This is a genomic window from Paraburkholderia caffeinitolerans (assembly GCF_902859945.1).
GTDB classification, from domain to species: Bacteria; Pseudomonadota; Gammaproteobacteria; order Burkholderiales; family Burkholderiaceae; genus Paraburkholderia; species Paraburkholderia caffeinitolerans.
Window position 1 is genome coordinate 1 of the sequence record NZ_CADIKL010000010.1, and the last position, 22538, is coordinate 22538.

The window sequence follows — 22538 nt, forward strand, 5'->3', positions numbered from 1 at the left end:
GCGATATTCGAAAAGCTGGCCGATGCCCTCATGGCCCGAGACGCGACGCGGAACCAGCACGTCCTGGTGGGCTTTGTATGTCCGTTTCCGGAACTCCCATTCGAGGACATATTCGGGCAGTGCGTCGCCCCGCATGCGAACCGGGCTGACGTAAAGCCTGTGGGGCATGATTACGCCGCCTGTTGCAGCGTCGCGCCGCACGCGGTCTGGTCGCCGATGAACGCAACACGCACACCGCCATGCGTGCGCCTGCCTGTTGCAATGACGGGAAAATCGCCGCCACACTTCGGACATCTGACCATATGCCCGTCGAGCGCGACCGGAATACGCCGATGCGTGAGATTCGGCGCGGCCTCAATGACCTCGCCGCCGTGATCGGTGGTGTCGCCAAGACAGGCGACTTCGCGCCCGGTTACTGCGTCTTTCATTTAATAGCACCTCCCTCGATGGCAAGGCGTTGCGATGAGAACTACAACTCGCGCCGCCGTGTCTTTTTATCTTGGATGGGCTACTTTTAGCTCGATACACGAAAATTCTTAAAATCGGCTTACCGGGAATTCAGAGCGCATAAAATCCCGGGGGATATTCCCCCTTTTTGACATTCGACAAAACAGACGCCACCACACAGCAACGGTTCGCGCAGTGGCTACTGGAATTGACGACAACGCGCTAATCGCGCGTTGATCGTGCCAAAAACTTCAGAAACTCCAGAACAAGAAATGATGGCGCGGCCGTGGCCGGCTCGGGCGGACCACCTTGCGCGGCGGCGCAAGCTGCGCGCGCGAATCGACCACCTGCGCGCGCAGCGCCATGTCGTAGAACGCGCCCACCATCGGCAACGCGCTATGCGCGCCTTCGCCCCAATAGTCGTTGCGCAGCGTCACGCGCGCATCATCGAATCCCACCCATGCACCCGCCACCAGTTCGGGGTGAATCAGGATGAACCAGCTATCCGTATTGCCCTGGGTGGTGCCGGTCTTGCCGGCCACGTCCGCGTGAATCCCGAAGCGGCTCCGGATATCGGCGCCCGTGCCACGGTCCACGACATCGCGCATCACATCCACGAGCTTCAGCGCCGCGCTGGCCGGCAACGCCTGCTCCGGGTGCGCCGCCGGAAAATCGGCGAGCACGTTGCCCTCGCGATCCTCGATACGCGTCACCATGCGCGGCTCGACATACGCGCCACGGTTCTCGATCGTGCAATACGCCGACACCATTTCCTTGAGCGTGACCGGGCTCGTGCCTAGCGCGAGCGACGGCACCGCATCGAGCGGGCTTTCGCGCACGCCCATCGCGCGCGCCAGCGCCACGACCTTCGCGGGGCCTTCGCGCTGCATGAGCTGCGCCGTCACGCGGTTGCGCGAGAGCGCCAGCGCATCGCGCAGCGACATCGGCCGACCCGTCGGCGGCTCGGCGTCGGTCGGCCTCCACACAGCATTACCCGTCAACGCAATGGTCACGTTGCGGTCGACGATCGTATCGCCAGGTTGCGCGCCATCCGCAAACGCCGCGCCGTAGACAAACGGCTTGAACGTCGAGCCCGGCTGACGCCGCGCCTGCTGCACGTGATCGAACGGCTCGTCGCGGAAGTCGCGGCTCCCGACCCACGCCTTGATGTCGCCGTTGCGCGGATCGATCGCGAGAAAGCCGGCCTGAATCTGTGTCTTGCTGTGGCAGAGCGCATCGACGAACTGGCCGTCCATCGCGAGCTTTCTGATCGCCGCCGGATCGGACAGCCCCGCGTCGCGCGCGTTGCGATACTCTGGGGTCTGCCTGATGAACGCCTGGAACAGGCTGTTGCCGGGCCAGCATCCCGTGCGCGTGTTCCAGGCCGCGTCGGCGATCGATTGCAACTGCCCGGTCTGCCAGGCGAGCGCCTGGTTCGCCATATCCTGAAGCCGTGAATCGATAGTTGTCCGCACAACTAGTCCATCGGAGTAAATATCGTAGCCGTTGCGGTCGGCCCACCCGATCAGCCAGCGGCGCAATTGCGCCGCGAAATGCGGCGCGGTGCCCGTGGGTTCTGACTGGATTTCGAAATTCACACCCAGCGGCTGACGCTTGAGCCATGTGCAATCGGCCGGTTTGAGCTTGCCGAACTTCACCATCTGCTCCAGCACCGTATTGCGCCGCTCCAGCGCGCGGTCGGGATTGAGCACGGGGTTATAGGCGCTATTGGCCTTCAGCATGCCAACCAGCGTGGCGCTTTCCAGAATGTTGAGTTGCGCGGCGGGCTTGCCGAAATAGGTTCGAGCAGCCATCTCCACGCCATAGGCGTTGTAGAGAAAGGGCACCGTGTTCAGGTAGGTCTCGAGAATCTGGTCCTTGCTGTAAACAGATTCGATCTTGAGCGCGGTAATGGCTTCCTTGAGCTTGCGCGTCAGGGTAGGTGCACGGCCCACTTCATCGGGGTACAGATTGCGCGCGAGCTGCTGCGTGATGGTCGAGCCGCCCTGCCGCGTGCCGGAAAACGTGTGCAGCGCCGCCGGCACCACGCGCAGGATGTCGATACCGTGATGCTGATAAAACCGGCGGTCCTCGGTCGCGACCAGCGCCTGCACCACGTATGGCGAAATTTGCGCGAGCGTCACCCATTCGCGATTGACCGGCTTGAATTCCGCGAGGCGATTGCCATCGGCGGAAACAATCAGCGCGGGACGATCGATGCGGGCCTTGCGAATATCGCCGATGCGCGGCGTGAACGGAATCAGCGCGAGCACATACGCCAGCAGCAGCAACGGCACGGCGGCAAGCAATAGCGCAACGCCACGGCGCGTAGGGTGGCGAAGGCCGTGCAACACAGCAGCAAACATGCATCGGACTTTTGCGCCGGCCAGGGCAGCGAGCGACTGTCCACGCTTGAGCCACCGCGCGCAAAGGTCACGAAATAACGATCCAGGCGGGGGATTCACTGTGACGTGCAATAAACGAAAGGCCGGATCGTACCAAAGCGAAAACGGGGCACTGACGCGAAAACGACACTTTGCGTTTGCCGCTAACAGATGATTACATTTGTTTCCACTCCGGTTTCAATGCCGCAACGCCGGTTGCGCGCGGAATATTCGAAGCTCGATTTCGTTTACGCAGAACGCGAGTCGCGCGACGCAATGCAGGCTCGACGGCGGCGCGATTCGCTCCGGCGGCTCAGGTAACTCTGGCGGTCCAGACCATGCGTGCAAGAAGGAGGTGTCAAATGAAAGCCTCGCGTTCGTTGTCTGCATTCGATTCATACATGGGGTTCGGCGGGCGGGTGAAAGGAGCGCGCGCATCGCGCTTCGTGCGGCGCGCGGCGTGTGGTGTGTGCGCGGCCGGACTGCTGGCTTTATCGCTGAGACCAGTCCAGGTCGGTGCGCAGGAGACGATTCTGCCGCCACAATCCGCAACCTCGTCGACCGTGCCGGCCAACGGCGATCTCAATCCGTACGGGATTGCATTCGTGCCGGCAGGCGTGCCCGCCTGGAGCACGCTCAAGCCCGGCGATGTGGTGGTGTCGAATTTCAATGCGCAGTCGAATTTGCAAGGCACCGGCACAACGATCGTGAAGCTCGTGCCGAATAGCACCAGCGGTAATGCCGTAACGTTCTTCCAAGGCAGCCATCTCGGCCTCACGACCGCGCTTGCGGTGCTAAGAAGCGGCTTCGTGCTGGTGGGCAACGTGCCGACCACCGATGGCAAGAACGTGAATGGGCCAGGCTCGCTGCTCGTCATCAATCCGCAGGGACGGCTGGTCATGGAACTCAAGGATCAGCGGCTGCTCGACGGTCCGTGGGATCTCACCGTGCTAGACGCGGGACCATTGGCCAGGGTCTTCGTTTCGGATGTGCTCAACGGTAAAGTCGCGCGGATCGATCTCGCGATTGGCCCGAATGGCGTGAAAGTGCTGCCGACTTCGACCATCATCGCATCGGGCTACGTGCATCGCACCGATCCGGCCGCGCTGGTGGTCGGTCCAACCGGGCTGGCCTACGATGCGCTGCACGACGTGCTTTATGTTGCCTCCACGGGCGACAACGCCGTGTTCGCCATCTACGGCGCAGGCACGGCGAATCACGACAGCGGCGTGGGCAGGATGATCTATCAGGACAACATGCACCTTCACGGTCCGTTAGCGCTTGCGCTCGCGCCCAATGGGCATCTGGTCACCGCCAACGGCGACGCGGTGAACCCCGATCCGAACCAGCCTAGCGAAATTGTCGAGTTCACTGTGTATGGGCAATTCATTGCGCAGCTATCGGTAGACTCGGCGCCGGGCTCCGCGTTCGGTCTTGCCTTCGGCTTCGCTCCGGGCGCGGATGGCAAGCAGCATCTGCAGTTCGCAGCCGTGGACGACAACACGAATAGCGCCACGGTCTGGACCTTGCGCACAGACGGTCCATGAGCGAACGCGCAGCAAAGTAGCCTGCTCCAGCGTCCTTTGCTGGAGCAGGCCCGATTACCCGGTGAGTATCCGGCGACGGCGATCACTTGCCGACTCCCGCCGGTAATGTGGGGTCCTGAAATGTGCCGGCCAGCGTGACCTTCGTGAAGGTCCGGTCGAACACGTCAATCCTGTTGTTGTGAAAGTCGGTTGCGTAGAGGAAACTCGCGCCGTTATTGCTGGCCATGGCGAGCCTCTTGTAGACGGCGCTGCCACCGCTATCGAACACCGTGACGGCCGATGTCGGGTTCACGGTGGGCGACCACGCCGTCATGGTCCCGCCCTCGCCCACGAATTCAGATTGGCGTCGACGTGAGCCGCCGCGACGGCGCCATCGGAAATCAGTGCGCTCACCTGATACTGCACGGACAGCATGGACTGCATGGTGTGGGATGAACCTCCGCACGCTGCGACGCTCGCCAGCACCACAGCCCCCAACAGCGCGCCGAGGGGCGCATGAACCTGTTTCATGATCGCACTCCAGGCACGAAATCATTGGGGCCCGCCGGCCGGGAGATTCACCTCGTCACGGCGTCACTACAAGCGCCGTATGCATCCCCATTGCATAGTGTCCCGGCTTGTTGCAAATCAGTGCGTAATGGCCGGGGGCAAGCGTGAACGACGCGCGTTTGCTCTTGCCTGGCGCGATATCCTCGACTTCCCCGATCTTTTTCAGCTTGTGCTCCAGCACCTGGCCCTTGCCGACGGGCAGCGCATTGTCCGCGAGATCCGTCTTGAGTACAACGAGTTCGTGCGTCATGGTGTTGCTTGCGTCATTCCTGATATCGAGCGTGACGCGCCCCGCCTTCACGTTGTGCGTTTCGAGTTGGATCGAATCCGATAACAAGGTCGCGTTGACGGTTTGCTGCGCCCAACTCGCGTGCGGCGTCATGCCGGACGCGACCACGATGGCGACGATGGCAATTCTGTGAGCGGTATGCACGGCTGCCTCCCTTGCGTCGAGACCTCGCGCTTGCCGGGCATCGAGCCATGGCGATGCACCATTCGCAGGCACGCGAATACCCCTGCCTGTGCGATGGCATGACTACTTTGAGCGGCACGCGATACGTGATGTAAACGTGCACCGTTGGCGGCATATTCCGGAGCCGTTCACCGTGTATCTGGGCGTGGAGGATCATCGCCCCATCGCGTTTGAAACTCGCGTTTGCAACATTTGCTTGCAGAACTCACAGGTGTTGCGTAATCCGCGCCGATCATTGCGCCGTTGAGGATGCAGGCGGCACACGAGCGTGCCGCCACCACTCGCACTCAATGCTCAACGGAGCTTGCACATGAACACGATCCCGGGTCCTGATATGTCGCCGCGCGCCCGCATTCATCCTCTCGTCGCGGGGGCGGCCGTCGCGGTGATTCTCGCGAGCGCCACGGGCATCGCCGCCATGACGGGATGGCTGCCCACCACGCACGCGAGCACGGCACCCGTTGCCGCGCCCACCGTTGCCGCGCAGGCCGAAACCGCGACGTCCGGCGGCGTGCAGACGATGGCGCATCAGCCCGTCAGTCAGACCGTTAGTCAGCCCGTCACTCAGCCGTCCATCGCGCAAGCGCCCGTGCGGCGCGAGCCCGTTCATCACTACCACGCTGCCCCGGCCGCGCCCCACTACGCGAATGCCGGAGCGTATTCAGTGAGGAGCGAACCCAGAAGCGAAGCCATGGATCCGAACTCGGGCTCGGTGGTCGCCATCAATGCGATTCAGGCGCCCGAGCCCACCACGGGAATCGGCGCGGTGGGCGGGGCCGTCGCCGGCGGGCTGATCGGCAACCAGATTGGCGGAGGGCGCGGCCGCACGATTGCCACCATCGCGGGCGCGATTGGCGGCGGGTTCGCGGGCAACGGCATCGAACACGAAGTGCGCAAGGCCACCACGTACCAGGTTCAAGTACGCATGGCCGATGGCAGCTACCGGAACTTCACCTACTCGACGCCGCCTCAGTTCGCGATTGGCGAGCGCGTTCATGTCGATGGTGGTGGGTTGAATGCGGCGTGAGCGTTTCTGGCGGTCGAAGGCGCCGACCGCCATCGCTCACGACACGGACCGAACCCGATTGATCTCGACCGTAACGTGCGAAAGACCTTTGAACCGCTTTAGCGCCGCGCGATAAAAACCCGGACTGCGCTGCGCATCGCCGGTCGCCACCGATATCACCGCGCTCATGTGCCCCGGACCCACGCGCCAGACGTGAAGATCGAGCACGGCGTCGCCAAGCTTTTCCACGACGCCGCGAACGTTTTCAGCCAGGCGCCGGTCCGCGTTCATGTCGAGCAGAATAGCGCCGGTATCGCGCATCAAGCCCCACGCCCAGTTCGCAATCACGAGCGCGCCAATTACGCCCGCAAGCGGATCCATCCAGACCCAGCCGAATGCGCGCGCCAGCAGCAGGCCGATAATCGCCAGCACCGAAACCGCCGCATCCGCAATGACGTGCACGTAGGCTGAGCGAATGTTGTGATCGCGATTCACCGAGGCGTGGGCGTCGTCGTGGCCGTGCTCATGTTCTTCGAACTCGATCCGGTGCTCGCCATCGGGCAGGCGGACAACGGCCGAGAATGCATGCGGCTCGGGAACGTCGTCCACCGATTCCAGATAAGCGCCACGGTCCGCGAACGCGAAGATCTGGCGCGTGCCGTCGGGGCGAATCGTTGTGACTGAAACTGCATCGGCAGCCAGGCTCGCGCCCGCCGCTTCCGGCGCAATCCGGAAGACCGGCGGCACGCCATCTTCGAAGATCGACACGGTGAATGCGCCTGCGCCACCGACAATGCGATGCACCTCTTCTTCATGATCGTGTTCATCGTCATGGCTGTGTCCGTGACTATGACCATGACCGTGGGAATGACCGTGGCTATGCCCATGATGATCGCCGCTCAACAGCCAGACGCTCGCAAGATTGACCAGCAGTCCCAGCACCGCAATCGGAATCGCCTGACCGAACTGGATCGGCACCGGCGCGAGAAAACGCGAAACGGCTTCGTACCCAATCAGCAGCGCGATCATCGCGAGCACAATCGCGCTGGTAAAGCCCGCGAGGTCGCCCAGCTTGCCGGTGCCGAACACGAAACGATCGTCGCGCGCATGCTTGCGCGCGTAGGTGTACGCCAAAGCCGCGATCAACATCGCGCCGGCATGCGTCGACATATGCAGGCCATCGGCAACGAGCGCCAGCGAGCCGAACATGCTGCCGCCAACGATTTCCGCGACCATCATGGCGCTGCACAGCGCGATCACCATCCAGGTCCTGCGCTCGTTGTCCTTGTGCGCCGCGCCCAGAAAGATATGGTCGTGCCCCGCCCCGAAGGCGGCGTCTTCAAAATTGCTCATGGTTATCTCACTTGAAGTAGCTGTGCACCACTTCGATTAACTGCTCCTTACCGCTGCCATGCTCGTCATCGGGTTCCGCGTCGACCAGGTGGGTGCGGATATGGTCCTCCAGCACCACGGCGAGCAGCCCGTTCATCGCGCCACGGCTGCTCGTGATCAGTTGCAGCACGTCCATGCACCCGCGCTCTTCCTCCAGCGCGCGCTCGATGGCCTCCATCTGCCCCTTGATGCGGCGCACCCGATTAAGGAGTTTCTGCTTGTCGCGGATCGTATGGCTCATGCCTTTGCTCCAGTTAGACGGCGGGGTGCATATTAGCAAAATAGTATGGGGGGGTATACTAAATTCACTCGCGCAGGCGGCGGCGTTGCAGCAAATACCACGCAGCGGGAACGACGAACATCGAAAGCAGCGGCGCGGTCACCATGCCGCCCACCATCGGCGCGGCGATGCGCTGCATGACCTCGGATCCCGAGCCGTGGCCGATCATCACGGGGATCAGGCCGGCCAGCACGACCGCCACGGTCATCGCCTTGGGGCGCACGCGCAGCACCGCGCCCTCGCGAATCGCCTCCACTAGCATTGCCTCGGTCAATGGCGCGCCCTCCGCGATCCGGCGCTCCAGCGAGCCCTTCAGGTACAGGAGCATGACCACGCCGAACTCAGCGGCCACGCCTGCGAGCGCGATGAAACCCACCGCGCTTGCTACCGAAACCGCATGACCGAGCAACCAGATCAGCCAGAACCCGCCCACCAGCGCGAACGGTACCGTGGACATCAGCAACGCGGCGTCCGCCATCGAGCCGAAGGTCAGAAACAGCAGCAGGAAAATCACGAGCAGCGTCACCGGAATCACGGTGCGCAGTTTCGCGGCAGCGCGTTCGAGATATTCGAACTGCCCCGACCACGCGATCGAATAGCCGGGCGGCAGCACGACCTTCTGCGCGACCGCGCGCTGCATCGCCTTGACGGCCGAGCCCAGATCCACGTCGCGGATATCCACATAGACGTAACCCGACAAGCGCGCGTTTTCGCTGCGGATCATCGGCGGCCCGTCGTCGATGCGGATACGCGCGACGTCGCCCAGCGTAATCTGCGCGCCGCGCGCCGTCACGACAGGCAATCGCCGGATGTTCTCCACGGAGTCGCGAATCTCGCGCGGATAGCGCATGTTGATCGGGAAACGCTCGCGCCCCGCAACAACTTCGCCGATATCGTCGCCGCCCACCGCCGACGACACCACCGACTGAATTTCCGCCACGGAAAGCCCATAGCGCGCGGCGGCCAACCGGTCGATGTCCACGTCGATGTAATGCCCGCCGTTCAGCCGCTCGGCCAGCGCCGACGTCACACCCGGCACGCCCTTCACAGCGGCTTCCACCTGGGTCGCGACGCGGTCGATGCCTTCAAGATCGGGGCCCGAGATCTTCACGCCCACCGGTGTCTTGATGCCGGTCGAGAGCATGTCGAGCCGGTTGCGGATCGGCGGCACCCAGACGTTCGACAGGCCGGGCACCTTCACGCGCGCATCGAGCTCGTCGATCAGCTTCTCGGGCGTCATGCCCGCGCGCCACTGGCTGCGCGGCTTGAACTGGATCGTGGTCTCGAACATTTCGAGCGGCGCGGGGTCGGTCGCGCTATCGGCGCGGCCCGACTTGCCGAACACCGTGGCCACCTCGGGCACGGTCTTGATCAGGCGGTCGGTCTGCTGCAACAGTTCGGAGGCCTTATGAGCCGAGATGCCGGGAAACGCGGTGGGCATGTACAGCAGGTCGCCTTCGTCGAGCGCCGGCATGAACTCCCCGCCAAGCCGCGACACGGGTATCGCGGTGAGCGCGAGCGCGAATGCGGCCAGCCCGATCGCGTTCCATGGCCGCCGCAGCGTCGCTTCAAGCAGCGGACGATAGGCGCGCACGAGCACGCGATTGAGCGGATTGCTCGCCTCGTGCGGAATACGCCCGCGAATCAGATAGCCCATCAAGACCGGCACCAGCGTCACCGAAAGCCCCGCAGCAGCGGCGATCGTATAGGTCTTCGTGAACGCGAGCGGCGCGAACAGCTTGCCCTCCTGCCCTTGCAGCGAGAACACCGGCACGAACGAGAGCGTGATGATGAGCAGCGAAAAGAACAACGCCGGCCCGACCTCGGACGCAACCCGCGCGATCAGCTCCCAGCGCTGCGCGGAAGTGATCGGCGTACCGGGGTGCGCATGCTCGAACGCTTCGAGATGCTTGTGCGCGTTCTCGATCATCACGATGGCCGCATCGATCATCGCGCCTATCGCGATTGCAATGCCGCCGAGCGACATCAGATTGGCGTTCACGCCCTGGTAGCGCATCACGATGAAGGCCGCGAGCACGCCGAGCGGCAGCGACAAAATCGCCACGAAGGCGCTGCGCAGATGAAGCAGAAACACCGCGCACACAAGCCCGACCACGATGAACTCTTCGATCAGCTTGTCCTTGAGATTGCCGACTGCGCGCTCGATCAACTGCGAGCGATCGTAGGTGGTCACGATTTCCACGCCGGACGGCAGCGAGCGCTTCAGGTCGGCGAGCTTTGCCTTCACCGCGTCGATGGTGGCGAGTGCATTCTTGCCGGAGCGCATCACGACCACGCCGCCGGCCACTTCGCCCTCGCCGTCCAACTCGGCGATGCCGCGACGCGGCTGCGGCCCGATCTGGATGCGCGCGACGTCGCCGAGCAACACGGGCGTTCCGGTCGTGTTCGTACGCAGCGCGATGTTACGGAAGTCGTCGAGCGTGCGTAGATAGCCCGATGAACGCACCATGTATTCAGACTCCGCGAGTTCGATCACCGAGCCACCGGATTCCTGATTCGCATTCCTGATTGACTCCGCAACGGTATCCGGCGTGATGCCATACGCGCGCAGGCGGTCGGGGTCCAGCACGACCTGATACTGGCGCACCACGCCGCCGATGCTCGCGACCTCGGACACGTTGGGCACGGCTTTCAACTCGAATTTCAGGAACCAGTCGTTGAGCGCGCGCAGTTGCCCGAGGTCGTGCTGACCGGTCTTGTCGACGAGCGCGTACTCGTAAATCCAGCCCACGCCGCTCGCATCGGGGCCGAGCGACACCGTTGCGCCCGGCGGCAAGCGGCCTTGCACCTGGTTCAGGTACTCGAGCACGCGAGAACGCGCCCAGTAGGGATCGGTTTTATCATCGAACAGCACATAGACGAATGCATCGCCAAACGACGAATACGCGCGGATGGCCGTCGCGCCCGGCACGCCGAGCAGCGTCGTGGTGAGCGGATACGTGACCTGATTCTCGATGACCTGAGGCGCCTTGCCCGGATACGAGGCCTTGACAATCACCTGGGTATCCGAAAGATCCGGCAACGCGTCTAGCGGCGTCTGCATCGTCGAGTACACGCCCCATAGGGCGAGCATTGCCGTTGCGATCAGCACGAGCAGGCGGTTATGGATCGACCAGCGGATGACGCGCGCGATCATGGCTGCCCCCCTTCAAGACGCGGCAGCACCGACTTCAGGCTCGCCTCCGAATCGATCAGAAACTGGCCGGACGCGACCACCTGCTGACCCTCGGTTAGCCCGGACGCAATCACCGTCTGGTCGCCCGCTTCGCGGCCTATGCCGACTTCGACCGGCTGCAACCGGCCATCGCCATTGCGCACAATGACGAGCGAACGCCGGCCCGTGGTGATAACAGCCTCCGCCGGAACGACGAGTTGAGGCTGCGCCTCGGCGGCACTCACGCGTACGCGCATCAGCATGCCGGGCGTGAGTTTCCCGCTGGCGTTGTCGATCGCGAGGCGTGCCTGAAGCGTGCGGCTGTCCGCGCTGATGCCCGGAAGGATTTCGCGGATGCGTCCGCTGAAGTGCTGCGATGCATCGCTTGCCAGCGTGGCGTCGACGCGCATGCCGGGCCGCGCCTGCATCGCCAGCGACTCGGGAATCTCGACGATCAGCCAAACCCGCGCAAGCCCCGCGATCTTCGCAATGGTCTGGCCCGGCACGACCATCGCGCCATTGCGCACGTTCAGTTCGCTCACCACGCCGGCCTCGCCCGCGCTCAGCGTCAGATGGGTCTGCGCCTGACCGCTGCGTTCCAGCGCGGCCACGAGCCCATCGGGAATCGAGAGCGCCTTCATGCGCTCGCGCGCCGCCGCGAGCAGCGCCGGGTCCATGCCGCCGCGCCGCATCGCGAGATACTCCTCTTGCGGCGCGATCCAGTCGGGTACGTAGAGCGATGCAAGCGGCGCACCACGCGCGACGCGCTGCATGGGTGCGTTCGCGTAAAGCCGGTCGATGTAGCCGGTCACGCGCGACTGCACCACTTGCGCAGCCGACTCGTCGAACTGCGTTGTGCCGATCGCGTCGAAGCCGTCGGGTATCGCCATGCGGCGCACGGTGGCGTAACGGATGCCGAGGTTCTGCTGTAGCGCCGGATCGATCGTGACGCCTTCACTGCCGCTTGCCGGGCCACGCTCCTCGGCATAAACAGGCTGAAGCTGCATGTCCATGAAGGGCGATTTGCCGGGCTTGTCGAAATGCTGATTCGGCACCATTGGGTCGTGCCAGTACAGCACCTTGCGGCCGGTCTTGGGGTCAACGTAATTGCCTGCAACTGGCGCGGGCTGTTCAGCCACCTGCGCAGCCGAAGCCGCGTGACGCGAGCCGGCCATATAACCAGCACCGACTAAAACCGCGCCAGCCACGCATACCGCCGCCGCGCGAAGGGGGAATTTCGGGTTCATGTTGTTTCTCACGGGCTAACGTCACGGGTTGACAGCGAGCGCGGGCGGCACGACCTGGTACTCGAGCTGGGCCCAGGTCAGCGAGACGTCGCGCTGCAAATCGAGAATCTGGAGTTGCGCGTCGAGTTGCGCGCGCCTGGCCGCGAAGGTGCTGGCGAGCGAGCCTGTGCCCGCACGATACGCAGCGAGCGCGAGGTCCACGCGCGCATCGGCTGCGGGCATGAGCGCGCCCTGCAAGCCGGCCAGGCGCTCGCGGCCGTTGTCGAGCGCCGTCGCGAGGGTCTGGATATCGGCTTCGACCTGACGCTGCGTGTCCGCGTAGTTCAGACGCGCCTTGGTGGCGAGATTAGCTTTGCCCGAGGCATCGCGGTCCTCGACGCTCGAACGATGAACCGGCAGCGGAATGCTCACGCCCACGGAAACGAAGCGTGAATTGTTGCCGCCTTGCAGATACGAGGCATTCCACGTCCAGTTCGGGCTGCGGCGACTTGCAGCGACAGCCGAATCGGCATCGGCAACATGGATCTCGGCGGCAGCCGCGATCAACGCGGGCTCGACGGTGCGCAGCTGCTCGGCGGACAGCGTGGCGACCGTCGACTCCGGCGCGGGCGGTTCGCCCGTGACATCGGCCACGGGCATGGCCGTCCAGCGCGACAAGCCGATGAGCGCGGCCTGGTACGTCTGGCGCGCCTTGAGCAGATCGTCGCTGGCCTGGGCGAACGCGAGCTTCGCCTGGGCCACGTCGGCGCCCGCCGCTTTCGCGCCACGATACAAGGCCTCGGTGGCCGCGAGCTCATGTTTCATCTGCTCGAGTTGCGCGGCGCGCAGCGTTACGGCCCGTTTCGCGTAAGCGGCGGTAAGCCACGCCGTAGCCGTGCGCTCGCGCACGCCGGCCACCTGCGCGAGATAGCCCGACTGCTCGCGCTCGACCACCTTGCCGGCCAGATCGGATTGCAGCGCGCGCTTGTGCGGCGAGACCCACTCCTGCTCGATGCCGACGCGGCGCATCGTGAGGATGTTCTGGCCAATCGTGAAGGCCTGGTCGCCATTGATGGGCAAGGCGTCGATGCCAGCCGACAGCCTGGGATTGGGCAACTGGCCCGCGCTCGCGACGGACTCGGCGCTGGCGTCCACCGAAGCCTGCGCGGCCTGGATGGCCGTGCTGCGCTGGGCCGCGCTCTGTAGCGCAGCTTCGAGCGTCAAGGATGCGGCTAGCGGGACGGCGGCTTGCGGGACGGCGGCTTGCGGAAAAGCATCTTGCGCAAGGGGTGCTTGCGCGTAAGCGGCATGAGCGCAGCCAAGCGCCAGCGCAAACGCGAGCGCAAGCAAAAGCGCGGGCGCGCGCAGCCGCAGCCCGCCAGTCCGGCAAGCCGGACTGGCAATGACTGAATACATGTTGAACTCCGAATGGGCGAGCCCGCGCCATGCCGTCATGGCGTGCAAACGTTGCAAACGTATCGGCAAGGGGGCTCACGTCCCGGCGTGGGACGACATCACCGCGAAAACGCGGTGCACCGGATGAGCGGAGTCAGAGTGCGCGCGGCGGTCGCCACGGCCCGTCGGGACCGCGGGCAGGGCAGGCTTGCGCGTAGTGGAAACGCAGCGGGCTCACGCGCGCGGCAGGACGCATGAGAACTGGGAGAGACACCGGGTGGTAGAGACTGCCCGCAAGACACTGGACCGTCATCTTGCAGAACGGCGTGCCGCCCGATTTATCGGATTTGCCGTGTTCAGTGTCGGCGGATTTCATCGACTCGCAACCCGGCATGGACTGCGATTGCATGGGCGCGGCGGCGGACATCGAACCCTGCATCGGACACCATCCGGTCAAGCCGCTGGCTGCCAGCCCCGAGAGAGGCAGCATCGCGCACAGCAGCAATACGAGGAGGGTCCGGATGAATCGCATGGGCGGGAAGTATAGCTTAGAGCGCTCACTGAACAATCACTGCATCAGCGGTCAATGAGCCTTCTTTCACAAACCCCGAATCGGATTCCTGGATCTTTTGAAACAATTTCGCGACCGACGATGTCTTCGCGTCTATTGACAGCGCCTGTGGCAGGAAACCCGTCTTTGCGGGATCTCCAGAAATTTTCTCGAGGAGTGCTTTAAGGCGTTCGAAGGCTGGCCCCTGCAAGTCCTTGAGGTCCTCCCCAAGATCTTTCTTAAGGTCGCCGTCGTTGAGGTAGAGCTTGATTTGCTTCGGCCGCGCCGCAACAAGGTCGATGACCTCCTGCCTTAAGGGACTTTCCGGTCCCAGAATGCTGCTGAGGCTCGCTGCTTGATAACAGTACATCACGAACTGATCGCAACTTGTGCCATGTCTTGGGCTCAGCCCCTGTAGGGTGCATGATCGCACGTAGGCTTTGACCGCTCGAAATGCCGACATGACATCCCATTGCCCAACCGGGGTATTTTGCCCCCTCTCCAGACGCCCCGAAGAATACGGCGATTTTCCCCCTCGAAATTGTCCTATTTCTGTACCCGCTAGCCACGGATTCATTTCCGGAGTGAGTGTTTTGAAGTCAGTATGCGTTTTTCCCGTGTCTGCGTGCGCTTCATTGTATTTTCCGACAAGAACTGGATTGGAATCAGTAGATTGCCCCGCTTTTTTAAAATCATTGCCAAAATTAATAGGCTGCTGATCTACCCAAGTTTCCCCGAATCTGGCAGCATACGTGGCGAGTTCTCCGCCTCCTTTGAGGCGATAGACTTCAATTGTTCTCTCCTCCTTCACGTAGGCCTTTGCGGCCAAACTTGCCTTGTGCTTGACAACACCCGCGAATTTGCTGCCGGAAGCAATGGTGTTATGCAGAATGTAGCCGTCCAAACCCGCCATGGCTATATGGCTCGGCACCATTCTCTCCTGTCCAGGAAGCTTTCCCCAGTAGACGAGCAAATCCCCCGGTTGCAGTGCCTGTGGCTGTGCTTTACCGTCCATCGCTTCTACCCCTTTCGTCGAATTAACAAACGTCCATGTGCTTCGACATGGCAACAGCATCGATCTTTAGCACGCGGTCGGCTTCATTGTGATCGCTCATCAAAAACTGAATACGCCTTTCTGGAAAATAGCCGAGCGTTTTATAAAATTCGACTGCGCTTTTTGCAGCAGCGACGTTCATTTCCGATACCCCATTCGCCGCGCAGAAGTCCTCGAGCAAATGCACAACGAATCGCCCCAGGCCTTGACGCCATCGATCAGGCGCCACGAAGACAAAGCGAATGTGGTAACGAGCGATAGCATCAACGCCCGCGATAGCAAGCAAACTTGAACGCTCGGAGATCACCACCGTGTGATCGGCACTCAGCAAGACATCCAGATGATGGCTCTGTTCCCATGCATGTGCTTCGACTTCTGAGTAGTACCCGATGGAGCCGGCATGAATCGCGGCCGCGACGAGGTTATCAATCTTCGATCGGTCTCGCCGCATCAATGCGCGAAGCTCCATGGCCTCCTCGACGGATTTATTTAAACTCTCTAAGTGAGTCTAGGCGGTGCGCAATTCCGATACAAGGAAGATGAAGACAATGTGATGCAACAATTAAGCATCGCTCACAAGATTAAAAACATCAAACACCAGAAAATCAAAAAGCGCCCACTCGCGGTGCGCCGAGTTGCCGAAGTATCGATAGATGAACATACAGATCGACCTTCTCGAGATGATCGATCGACATCTCTCCGCCGGCGATCAGGGCGGGTTCGAAGCCATACATTTCCTCCGCTCCCAACGGCCCCAGACGCTTGAGCGCGCGCTTGAACAAATGGTCCTTGTCGCAGTCCGCTCGCGAGAGCGTCGTAAAGAAAATACTCACTGCCCGATCGGCGTTTTCAACCCTTTTCTCGACCCTGCCCGGCAGGAAAATGAGTGTATGCAGCGGACATGAAAGCGTGATCTTCGGTCCCGTGCCTTCGCCCCACAGAAAAAGATCGCCGAACGCTGTCCTGGCAATGACGTGGTATTTGTCGATGCCTGCAACCGGCGTATCGCGCAACCACATTTCGACGATGCCCTCGTAGGCCTGAGGGTCGACGATCCAGACAAGGCCATTTCCATATGAGGACCATCCTTCTTCGCGCCAGATTTCCAGCAAACGGTCAGGCAGGACACCCCGGTACCGGCTCAATGCCGACTCCGGAACCTGCTGGCGAATCTTCCCGCGGCCGAAGGTCTCGATAAATGCGTCAAATAGCTCGTCTGTCATGTCTTTCCATCTCCACGGCATAGTCGCAGTACAACGTTCATTAGCTTGCCACCCTGCCCGGCAGCAACTGCGGCCCTTGCCGCATTTTCCAGGGTATCCAGGCGAGCATCGTTATTCCAGCTCGATCCAATTGACGAGTTCACGGGAAGCGCGCCCATGCCTTCCGGCTGGTAGTGGTGCCACCCTCCGGCGACCATGTCGGGATTGTGTAGCGCCGCAAGCGTTCCCATGATTTCTTCGCTGCGTTCCCTAGCTTGTTTCAAGGCTTGTTTACGGGTGAGGCTCGGGTTCTTATTCAGGATGTCCTCAAAAATGCTTTCCCGGATCTTCTTCCCGTATCCCTTCCGGAACTCCCGTTGCGCTTTAGCACCTGCAGGATTTCGTCCGCTTGGATTCTTTTTACCCGCGGCGCGCTGCTGCGCGGCTGTTTGATCGAATGCATCACGCGCGGCTTTGAACTCATCCGCCGTCATCTTGTTGATCCCGCGCTGCTGGGCGCGCAATTGCTTCGCATAGCTTTCCAGATAGTTGCGCTGGGCATTATCGGACAAGTTTTTATAACCCGACTTGTCGTATGGATTGAAGCATGGAATTTTTGTCTTGTCCGGGAGCCGGTCCGGCTTGAGCGCCGCGGCATCTTCCGGGGGTCCCGTATATTCGTGATCGTATCCCTTCTCGTCGCAATCGTCCGGATGATTGGCGTTGGGACAACGCAGCCCCAATACGTCGACCTGAACCAGCGGATTCGCCACATAGGCGTAGAGATTGATTCCGCCCGACTGCCCGGCCGGGTCCGACTGCAGATATCGTCCCAGCCCTGGATGATAGGAGCGGAACCGGTTGTAATGCAGCGACGTGTCCCGATCGTAGTAGTGTCCAGGCCATCGCAATGCGTAGTCGATGGAATTGCCCGCCGCAACCCGGATCATTCCGTAGGGATCGATATCCTCCGCGAGCCATACCGTTTGCCCATCGCAATCGACGATTCGCTCCGGCAATCCCGCCTGATTGCACAACACAAAGCAGGCTCGCCCCGATTCCGGAGCGGCGTCCAGGCCAGCATAGTCGATGAACATGAACGGCAGCAGCGCCGTTTCGTTCACGTATAGATAGAGACGAACCCGCCCGTCCGGTCCCACTTCCGCGCCGGGCCGGTTGCCGTCCCAATAGTATTGTGTGCACGCATCGCCCATCCTCGTGGTAATGCGCCGGCACAAGCCGTCATACTCGGCGCTCCACACCTCCGGTCGATCGCTCCATTCGACCCGCACCAGCAAATCCAGGCTGTTATAACGCCAGGTCGTGCGGCAGCCGTCCGCGGCGATCCCCTGTGCAAGGTGATTGCGCTCGTTATAGTGAAACACTCCGGACGACGTGTCCGCGAGCCGGTTGCCTTCCGAATGGCGCATCCACGAACCGTCTGGAGCCCAAAGCAAATTACCGGCGGCGTCATATTGAAAGCGACGTACCGGCCATCCTTCGCGCGTCTCGCCAACCAGGCGATGAGCCGCGTCGTACTGATACTCGGTTGTCCCCGCTTCGCTGTCGATCACGCGTTGAAGCTCACCCATCGCGCTGTACTGGTAACGGATTCCCCTCGCCTCGCGCACCGCCTCGGTCGGGCCGTCGCGCCACACGAGCCTTCCCGTGCAGCGTCCAGCTGCATCGAAGCTGCACAGCAGGTTCAATCCGTTTCCAAGCCGCAAATAGACCCGGCCGTCGTTCGAGCGCAGGAGCCTGTGCCTGCCGCCCACCGGCGTACGGATCAGCGTTTCGCCGAGGGCAACCAGGTCATAGCGAACCACAAAGCGGTCAAACCACGTTGTACTAGCCAACCTTCCTTCGAAATAGCCGTGATCGACGCCTGATCCATCGCGCTTGTCCCCGATACGTCGACCCTCTTCGTCGTAATCGATCAGGATATCGAACTTGTCTGTCGACGCCTTCGTGAAGTTTCCTCGCTCGTCGTATTCGTAATGGTGCGTCTCTCCACCCGCGAGGATTCGCTTGCTATGCAGGCCATGCTCGCCGACTTCGAATTGAAGAAGGCGGTTGCCTTGCCCGTCGCGCTTTTCGATCAGCCTGTCTCCCGCGTCGTACCGATAGGTCTCGCGTAGCCGGCCGTGTCTCGTCACACTGGCGATCCGGCCTTTCAGGTCGTAGGTGTATGCGCTCTCGTTACCATTCGCGTCGATGATGGCGGCAATCGCCGCTTTGGCCGTATACCGGTACCGTACGGTATGGCCCGTCGGGTCCGTCTCGCTCTCGCGCAAGTTCCACGACGCGATGGTGTAGCGGTAATCGCGCCCGTCCTTGTCGCGCAACCGCACCAGATTGCCCTCAGCATCACGGTGGAGATGTTCGGCGTTTCCACGCTCGTCCGTGCGCACGACCACGCGGCCCACTGCATCATGCTGCTCTTTCGGCGTGCAAACGGTGCAGGCCGGCGCGGCAACGGAAGCCGCGAGCGCCTCGATTTCCGGCGGCAACAGCATCCGGTCCGGCATGTCCTCGGAATTGTCCTTCCCCCACTGCTGCGCCAATGGCGTCGCCGGGACTTCAAGCGCCCTCGCATTGGGCAGCGCGGGCGCTTCTTGCCGCGTCGGCCATCGGTTCGCCCACTGATCCAGACGTCCCGTGTTGCCGCCTCGCCGGTCATAGAGCCAGTCCATGACACGCCCACCCGAATCGACCTCGCAGGCGACTCGCCCATCGCCGCCAAGCACACGCTCGGTCACGCCCCCGTACGGATCCAGAATGCGCGTCACCGTTTGGGACGCGTTGTACAGGAAGCTCCATTTTCCGCCATCGGCCCGCGTAACCACGGTGCGGCCCGGCTGATAATCGAGCAGGACGCGCCACAATCCATCCTGCCCAGCGCTCTCGACGCAACGGCCATTGCTGTCGTAACGGTACGAGAACGCATAGCCATTGGCATCCGTCTCGCGGATCATCCGGCGCCGGCTGTCGTAGCCATACGTCATCGAAGCGCCAAGCGCATCGGTGGATGCCACGAGACACCCGGCGCGATCGTAGCGATACCGGGCAATGCATGACACAGCGCCTTGCGCGTCGACCATGTTCACTTCGGTGACGTGGTTGCGCACCTCATAAACGAAGTCGATCAATCTTCGGCGCCCGTCGCGCCCCGAGGCCTGTTCGATTTGATGCAATGCCCCATCGCTCGCGTAGCGAAGCGTACTTTCGACACCCTCGCGCACATGCCGCACGAGCCGCGCCGAGCGTTGCGATTCGCTCGCGCGTTCGAACGTGAATTCGCCCCGCTCGCCCTGCCTCATCACGAAGCGATTCGCGCTCTGCTGCTCCAGTTCGCAGCCTGCGAACACGCCTTCGTAGCGCCCCATGTCGTCGCGACGAATCGGAAACGCCCGATTGAGACTATCCACATACACCGCACGCGTGCGCAGCAGGCGCAACTCATGCTGGAAGGCGTGACGAAAGCCGTAGCCGAGGGGGCCGTCCTGATCGTTCCAGGCGCTGCAGTAATAGCGCTCCCACTTGAACGCGGGCGTAGCGCTCGTGCTGAAGTCGACGAACTCGTTCTCCGCCGCGCCCGTGACGACATCGACCGGGTGACCGTCCTTGCACGGTTCTTCGTTCGTGCGCTTCGGCTCCTCGCCTTCATCCTTCGCCTTGGCCTTCTTGCGCAGCCCCCATCCCAGCATCAGCATCGCCAGCGCATCGGGCATCGGAAAGCCGCCGATCAGCACGCTCGGATTGCCGATGAGCAGCGTGCCCATTCCCGGCTCCACGCCGGGGTCCTTGCCCATCAGATTGCTCAACGCCATCGCCATGGCATCCGCCGCAGTCTGGGCCGCGGTCATTGCAGCGTCCACCATGCGGCCGCCGATCGCCTGATCCGCCGCCGTCGCCCCGCCCGCCACCACGGGCGCCGCCACTCCGGCAACGTTCATTGCGCGCCTGAACCCGCTCGCCTTCTCCGCCTCCTCGGCAACATGCCCCTTGCCGCTCACCCCGAGCGGATTGCAATGGCGCGTGAGATCGATCGCCATGCGCGCCGCACGCGCTCCGCCAATGAAGGTGTTGCTCGAACCCGTACTGATCTCGAAGATCGGCGCAAGGCCGCCGCAGGTGGGCGCCATACCCACATCCAGCACGCGCGCGGCGGGCATGCCGCCATACAGCACGCTCAGGCAGCCGCTGCCGATGGTCTCGCCGAAGCTCGGCAGCGGCACGCCATTGCTCGGCGGGTGCGCGTGCGCATGCGGCACGCCCAAATGCGGCACGCCGATGAACGCCGCCGGCATGCCCGGCATCAGGTTCGCGCCCGGAATCAGCGCCATGCCAGTATTGAGCAACTGATCGAACGCGCCGAGGCTGCCCACCGCGCCGTTTACGACGTCCGATATGCGGTCCAGCGTGCCGGCCTTGGGATTGCCGAGGTCCTGAAACGGCTGCGCGCCACTATTGACCGCGCTGGCGAGCGCATCGACCGAGGTGTTGCCAGTCGGCGCGATCAGCGGCGCGGGTGGTGCGGACGAAGCGCTGGCCTCCGTTGCCACGCGGGCCAAATTGACTGGCGGGGTGCTCATCCAGCGCCGCCCCGTTCAGCCTCACGATGCACAGGAATCCGATCTTTCTCTATTTCGTATGCCCTGGCCTGCGTCTTTAACCCGGCCTGCGCGTACAACGCCGCCAGGCGCTCGAGCAGCGATTGGCGCTGATGCTCGCAGCCGAAGCGCTCGCACAGCGCCTTCGCGTCCGTCCACGCTCGCGCCGCTTCGACGGTCTTGCGCGCGCCCAGCAACGCCACGCCCAATTTCTCCAACGCATCGACGGCTGCATGCGGGAACATCAGCTTGTCCGCGGCACGGCTCGCGAGCTCGAAATATTCGATCGCGCGCGCGGGCTGCTTCAGGCTCAACCACGATTGCCCGCATGCCATGAGTAGATTCAGCGTCACGCCAAGGTTGCCGCTATCGGCTCCCACATCGAGCGCGTGCGCGTACCAGCGGCACGCATCGGCATGCTGCCCGCTGCGTGCCGCGACCTCGCCGATGCCACCCAGCGCCAGCGCCTGCCCCAGCGGATTGCGCTGCTCGCGATGCCAGCCGTACAGCAAGCGATATTTTTCCAGCGCCTGGTCGAGACGCCCGTGCGTAAGATCGAGCGCGGCCAGTTGCATCGCCGCCTGCATCCGCTCGGCGAGCGGACGAGCCGCATCGTTGAGCGCGTCCACCAGCGTATCGGCGGTCTTTTCCGGCGAGAAGTCGAGCTCGAGCGCGAGCACATGTCGGGCCTTCTCGCGCTGCTCAGGCGGCAGCAGGAAGCGCCGCGCGCGATCGTCGCGAAGGCAGAAGCGGTGGCCTTCCATCCACGCTTCGAAGCCATCGAGCGCAAGCAGCGGCCAAACGGCTTCGCGGTAACTGGTTGTGTCCGCAATTGTCGATGGCACGAGCGCCCAGACAATGTCGACGCCCTCTTCCACCAGCGTGCGGACATGCTCGACCGCCGCCTTGAGCCGGTGCGCGGGAGGCTGCCCCGGATCGGTGCAAAGCAGCGGTAGCGCGGCCCACGGCGGCTCGCCCTCTTTCACGCGCGCATCGTTCTCGGCGGCGATCTGCGCGGCAAGCGAGTCCATGCACTGCTGCAAATAGCGGCCCGGCGCATCGCATGCGAACGGGAACAGCAGATAGATGCGCTGCGCGTCGCGCCGGTCGCGCTCTTGAAGCATCTTGAACGCGAGCACGATGTCGAGATCGCTTGCGCCGAGCACGAGCGTCGGGTAGTCGGGCTGCTCGATGAAGTCGCCGAGCGCGGCATCAGTGGCGGCAAATTCGCGCTGCATCGCCGGAG

Annotated in this window: 14 protein-coding genes and 3 pseudogenes; 2 read left to right on the plus strand and 15 right to left on the minus strand. The window is 62.9% G+C overall.

From position 1 onward, the window contains the following. Positions 1-170: 170 nt before the first annotated feature. Together HV773_RS12070 and HV773_RS12075 are read right to left on the minus strand one after the other, a co-directional pair. On the minus strand, positions 171-428 hold the full coding sequence (locus HV773_RS12070) for a PAAR domain-containing protein (RefSeq protein ID WP_129564213.1): 258 nt from the start codon (positions 426-428) through the stop codon (positions 171-173). A gap of 270 nt (positions 429-698) precedes the next feature. Further along, the gene (locus tag HV773_RS12075) at positions 699-2813 is read right to left on the minus strand and encodes a penicillin-binding protein 1A (RefSeq protein WP_129564212.1); all 2115 of its coding nucleotides are present in this window, start codon (positions 2811-2813) and stop codon (positions 699-701) included. A gap of 380 nt (positions 2814-3193) precedes the next feature. Between HV773_RS12075 and HV773_RS12080 the strand changes: the two genes are divergently transcribed. Continuing rightward, on the plus strand, positions 3194-4378 hold the full coding sequence (locus tag HV773_RS12080) for an NHL repeat-containing protein (protein WP_227875465.1): 1185 nt from the start codon (positions 3194-3196) through the stop codon (positions 4376-4378). Between the two features lie 94 nt (positions 4379-4472). Here HV773_RS12080 and HV773_RS37365 read toward each other — a convergent pair. Together HV773_RS37365 and HV773_RS12090 are read right to left on the minus strand one after the other, a co-directional pair. After that, positions 4473-4888, minus strand: a pseudogene (locus HV773_RS37365) (hypothetical protein); the annotation flags it as partial. A gap of 55 nt (positions 4889-4943) precedes the next feature. Further along, positions 4944-5360 (minus strand): cupredoxin domain-containing protein, encoded by a 417-nt coding sequence (locus tag HV773_RS12090; RefSeq protein ID WP_129564211.1) that lies wholly within the window; start codon positions 5358-5360, stop codon positions 4944-4946. 349 nt (positions 5361-5709) lie between these two features. Between HV773_RS12090 and HV773_RS12095 the strand changes: the two genes are divergently transcribed. Next, positions 5710-6426 carry a glycine zipper 2TM domain-containing protein gene (locus HV773_RS12095; RefSeq protein ID WP_129564210.1) on the plus strand — a complete coding sequence of 239 codons (717 nt, stop codon included), beginning with the start codon at positions 5710-5712 and terminating at the stop codon, positions 6424-6426. A gap of 36 nt (positions 6427-6462) precedes the next feature. On the opposite strand, the gene dmeF is transcribed toward HV773_RS12095, so the two are convergent. From dmeF to HV773_RS12150, 11 genes and pseudogenes are all read right to left on the minus strand, one after another. After that, positions 6463-7758 (minus strand): CDF family Co(II)/Ni(II) efflux transporter DmeF, encoded by a 1296-nt coding sequence (gene dmeF, locus HV773_RS12100; protein ID WP_129564209.1) that lies wholly within the window; start codon positions 7756-7758, stop codon positions 6463-6465. Positions 7759-7765: 7 nt separating this feature from the next. Then, positions 7766-8038 carry a metal/formaldehyde-sensitive transcriptional repressor gene (locus HV773_RS12105; RefSeq protein ID WP_129564208.1) on the minus strand — a complete coding sequence of 91 codons (273 nt, stop codon included), beginning with the start codon at positions 8036-8038 and terminating at the stop codon, positions 7766-7768. 70 nt (positions 8039-8108) lie between these two features. Next, positions 8109-11234 (minus strand): annotated as a pseudogene (locus HV773_RS12110) (efflux RND transporter permease subunit); the annotation flags it as partial. A 5-nt stretch (positions 11235-11239) separates the two neighbouring features. Next, positions 11240-12499: pseudogene (locus HV773_RS12115) on the minus strand (efflux RND transporter periplasmic adaptor subunit); the annotation flags it as partial. 21 nt (positions 12500-12520) lie between these two features. Continuing rightward, the gene (locus tag HV773_RS12120; protein WP_129564205.1) at positions 12521-13894 is read right to left on the minus strand and encodes a TolC family protein; all 1374 of its coding nucleotides are present in this window, start codon (positions 13892-13894) and stop codon (positions 12521-12523) included. A 133-nt stretch (positions 13895-14027) separates the two neighbouring features. After that, on the minus strand, positions 14028-14405 hold the full coding sequence (locus HV773_RS12125) for a hypothetical protein (protein ID WP_129564204.1): 378 nt from the start codon (positions 14403-14405) through the stop codon (positions 14028-14030). Positions 14406-14430: 25 nt separating this feature from the next. Continuing rightward, complete coding sequence (locus tag HV773_RS12130; RefSeq protein WP_129564203.1) at positions 14431-15438, minus strand: hypothetical protein; 1008 nt, start codon at positions 15436-15438, stop codon at positions 14431-14433. Between the two features lie 22 nt (positions 15439-15460). Beyond that, positions 15461-15946 (minus strand): GNAT family N-acetyltransferase, encoded by a 486-nt coding sequence (locus HV773_RS12135; protein WP_129564202.1) that lies wholly within the window; start codon positions 15944-15946, stop codon positions 15461-15463. Positions 15947-16082: 136 nt separating this feature from the next. Next, a complete protein-coding gene (locus HV773_RS12140) occupies positions 16083-16700 on the minus strand; it encodes a GAD-like domain-containing protein (RefSeq protein WP_129564201.1) in 618 nt (205 codons plus the stop codon). After that, positions 16697-21274 carry a polymorphic toxin type 15 domain-containing protein gene (locus tag HV773_RS12145; RefSeq protein WP_129564200.1) on the minus strand — a complete coding sequence of 1526 codons (4578 nt, stop codon included), beginning with the start codon at positions 21272-21274 and terminating at the stop codon, positions 16697-16699. Before HV773_RS12145 ends, HV773_RS12140 begins: the two co-directional genes overlap by 4 nt. Beyond that, complete coding sequence (locus HV773_RS12150; protein WP_129564199.1) at positions 21271-22530, minus strand: tetratricopeptide repeat protein; 1260 nt, start codon at positions 22528-22530, stop codon at positions 21271-21273. The genes HV773_RS12145 and HV773_RS12150 overlap by 4 nt, the downstream gene beginning before the upstream one ends. Positions 22531-22538: the final 8 nt, after the last annotated feature.

Bases quoted from the DNA above. Each gene is read 5' to 3' on its own strand.
- HV773_RS12070 (WP_129564213.1), bottom strand. From the start codon at position 428: ATGAAAGACGCAGTAACCGGGCGCGAAGTCGCCTGTCTTGGCGACACC.
- HV773_RS12075 (WP_129564212.1), bottom strand. From the start codon at position 2,813: ATGTTTGCTGCTGTGTTGCACGGCCTTCGCCACCCTACGCGCCGTGGC.
- HV773_RS12080 (WP_227875465.1), top strand. From the start codon at position 3,194: ATGAAAGCCTCGCGTTCGTTGTCTGCATTCGATTCATACATGGGGTTC.
- HV773_RS12095 (WP_129564210.1), top strand. From the start codon at position 5,710: ATGAACACGATCCCGGGTCCTGATATGTCGCCGCGCGCCCGCATTCAT.
- dmeF (WP_129564209.1), bottom strand. From the start codon at position 7,758: ATGAGCAATTTTGAAGACGCCGCCTTCGGGGCGGGGCACGACCATATC.
- HV773_RS12105 (WP_129564208.1), bottom strand. From the start codon at position 8,038: ATGAGCCATACGATCCGCGACAAGCAGAAACTCCTTAATCGGGTGCGC.
- HV773_RS12120 (WP_129564205.1), bottom strand. From the start codon at position 13,894: ATGTATTCAGTCATTGCCAGTCCGGCTTGCCGGACTGGCGGGCTGCGG.
- HV773_RS12125 (WP_129564204.1), bottom strand. From the start codon at position 14,405: ATGCGATTCATCCGGACCCTCCTCGTATTGCTGCTGTGCGCGATGCTG.
- HV773_RS12130 (WP_129564203.1), bottom strand. From the start codon at position 15,438: ATGGACGGTAAAGCACAGCCACAGGCACTGCAACCGGGGGATTTGCTC.
- HV773_RS12135 (WP_129564202.1), bottom strand. From the start codon at position 15,946: ATGGAGCTTCGCGCATTGATGCGGCGAGACCGATCGAAGATTGATAAC.
- HV773_RS12140 (WP_129564201.1), bottom strand. From the start codon at position 16,700: ATGACAGACGAGCTATTTGACGCATTTATCGAGACCTTCGGCCGCGGG.
- HV773_RS12145 (WP_129564200.1), bottom strand. From the start codon at position 21,274: ATGAGCACCCCGCCAGTCAATTTGGCCCGCGTGGCAACGGAGGCCAGC.
- HV773_RS12150 (WP_129564199.1), bottom strand. From the start codon at position 22,530: ATGCAGCGCGAATTTGCCGCCACTGATGCCGCGCTCGGCGACTTCATC.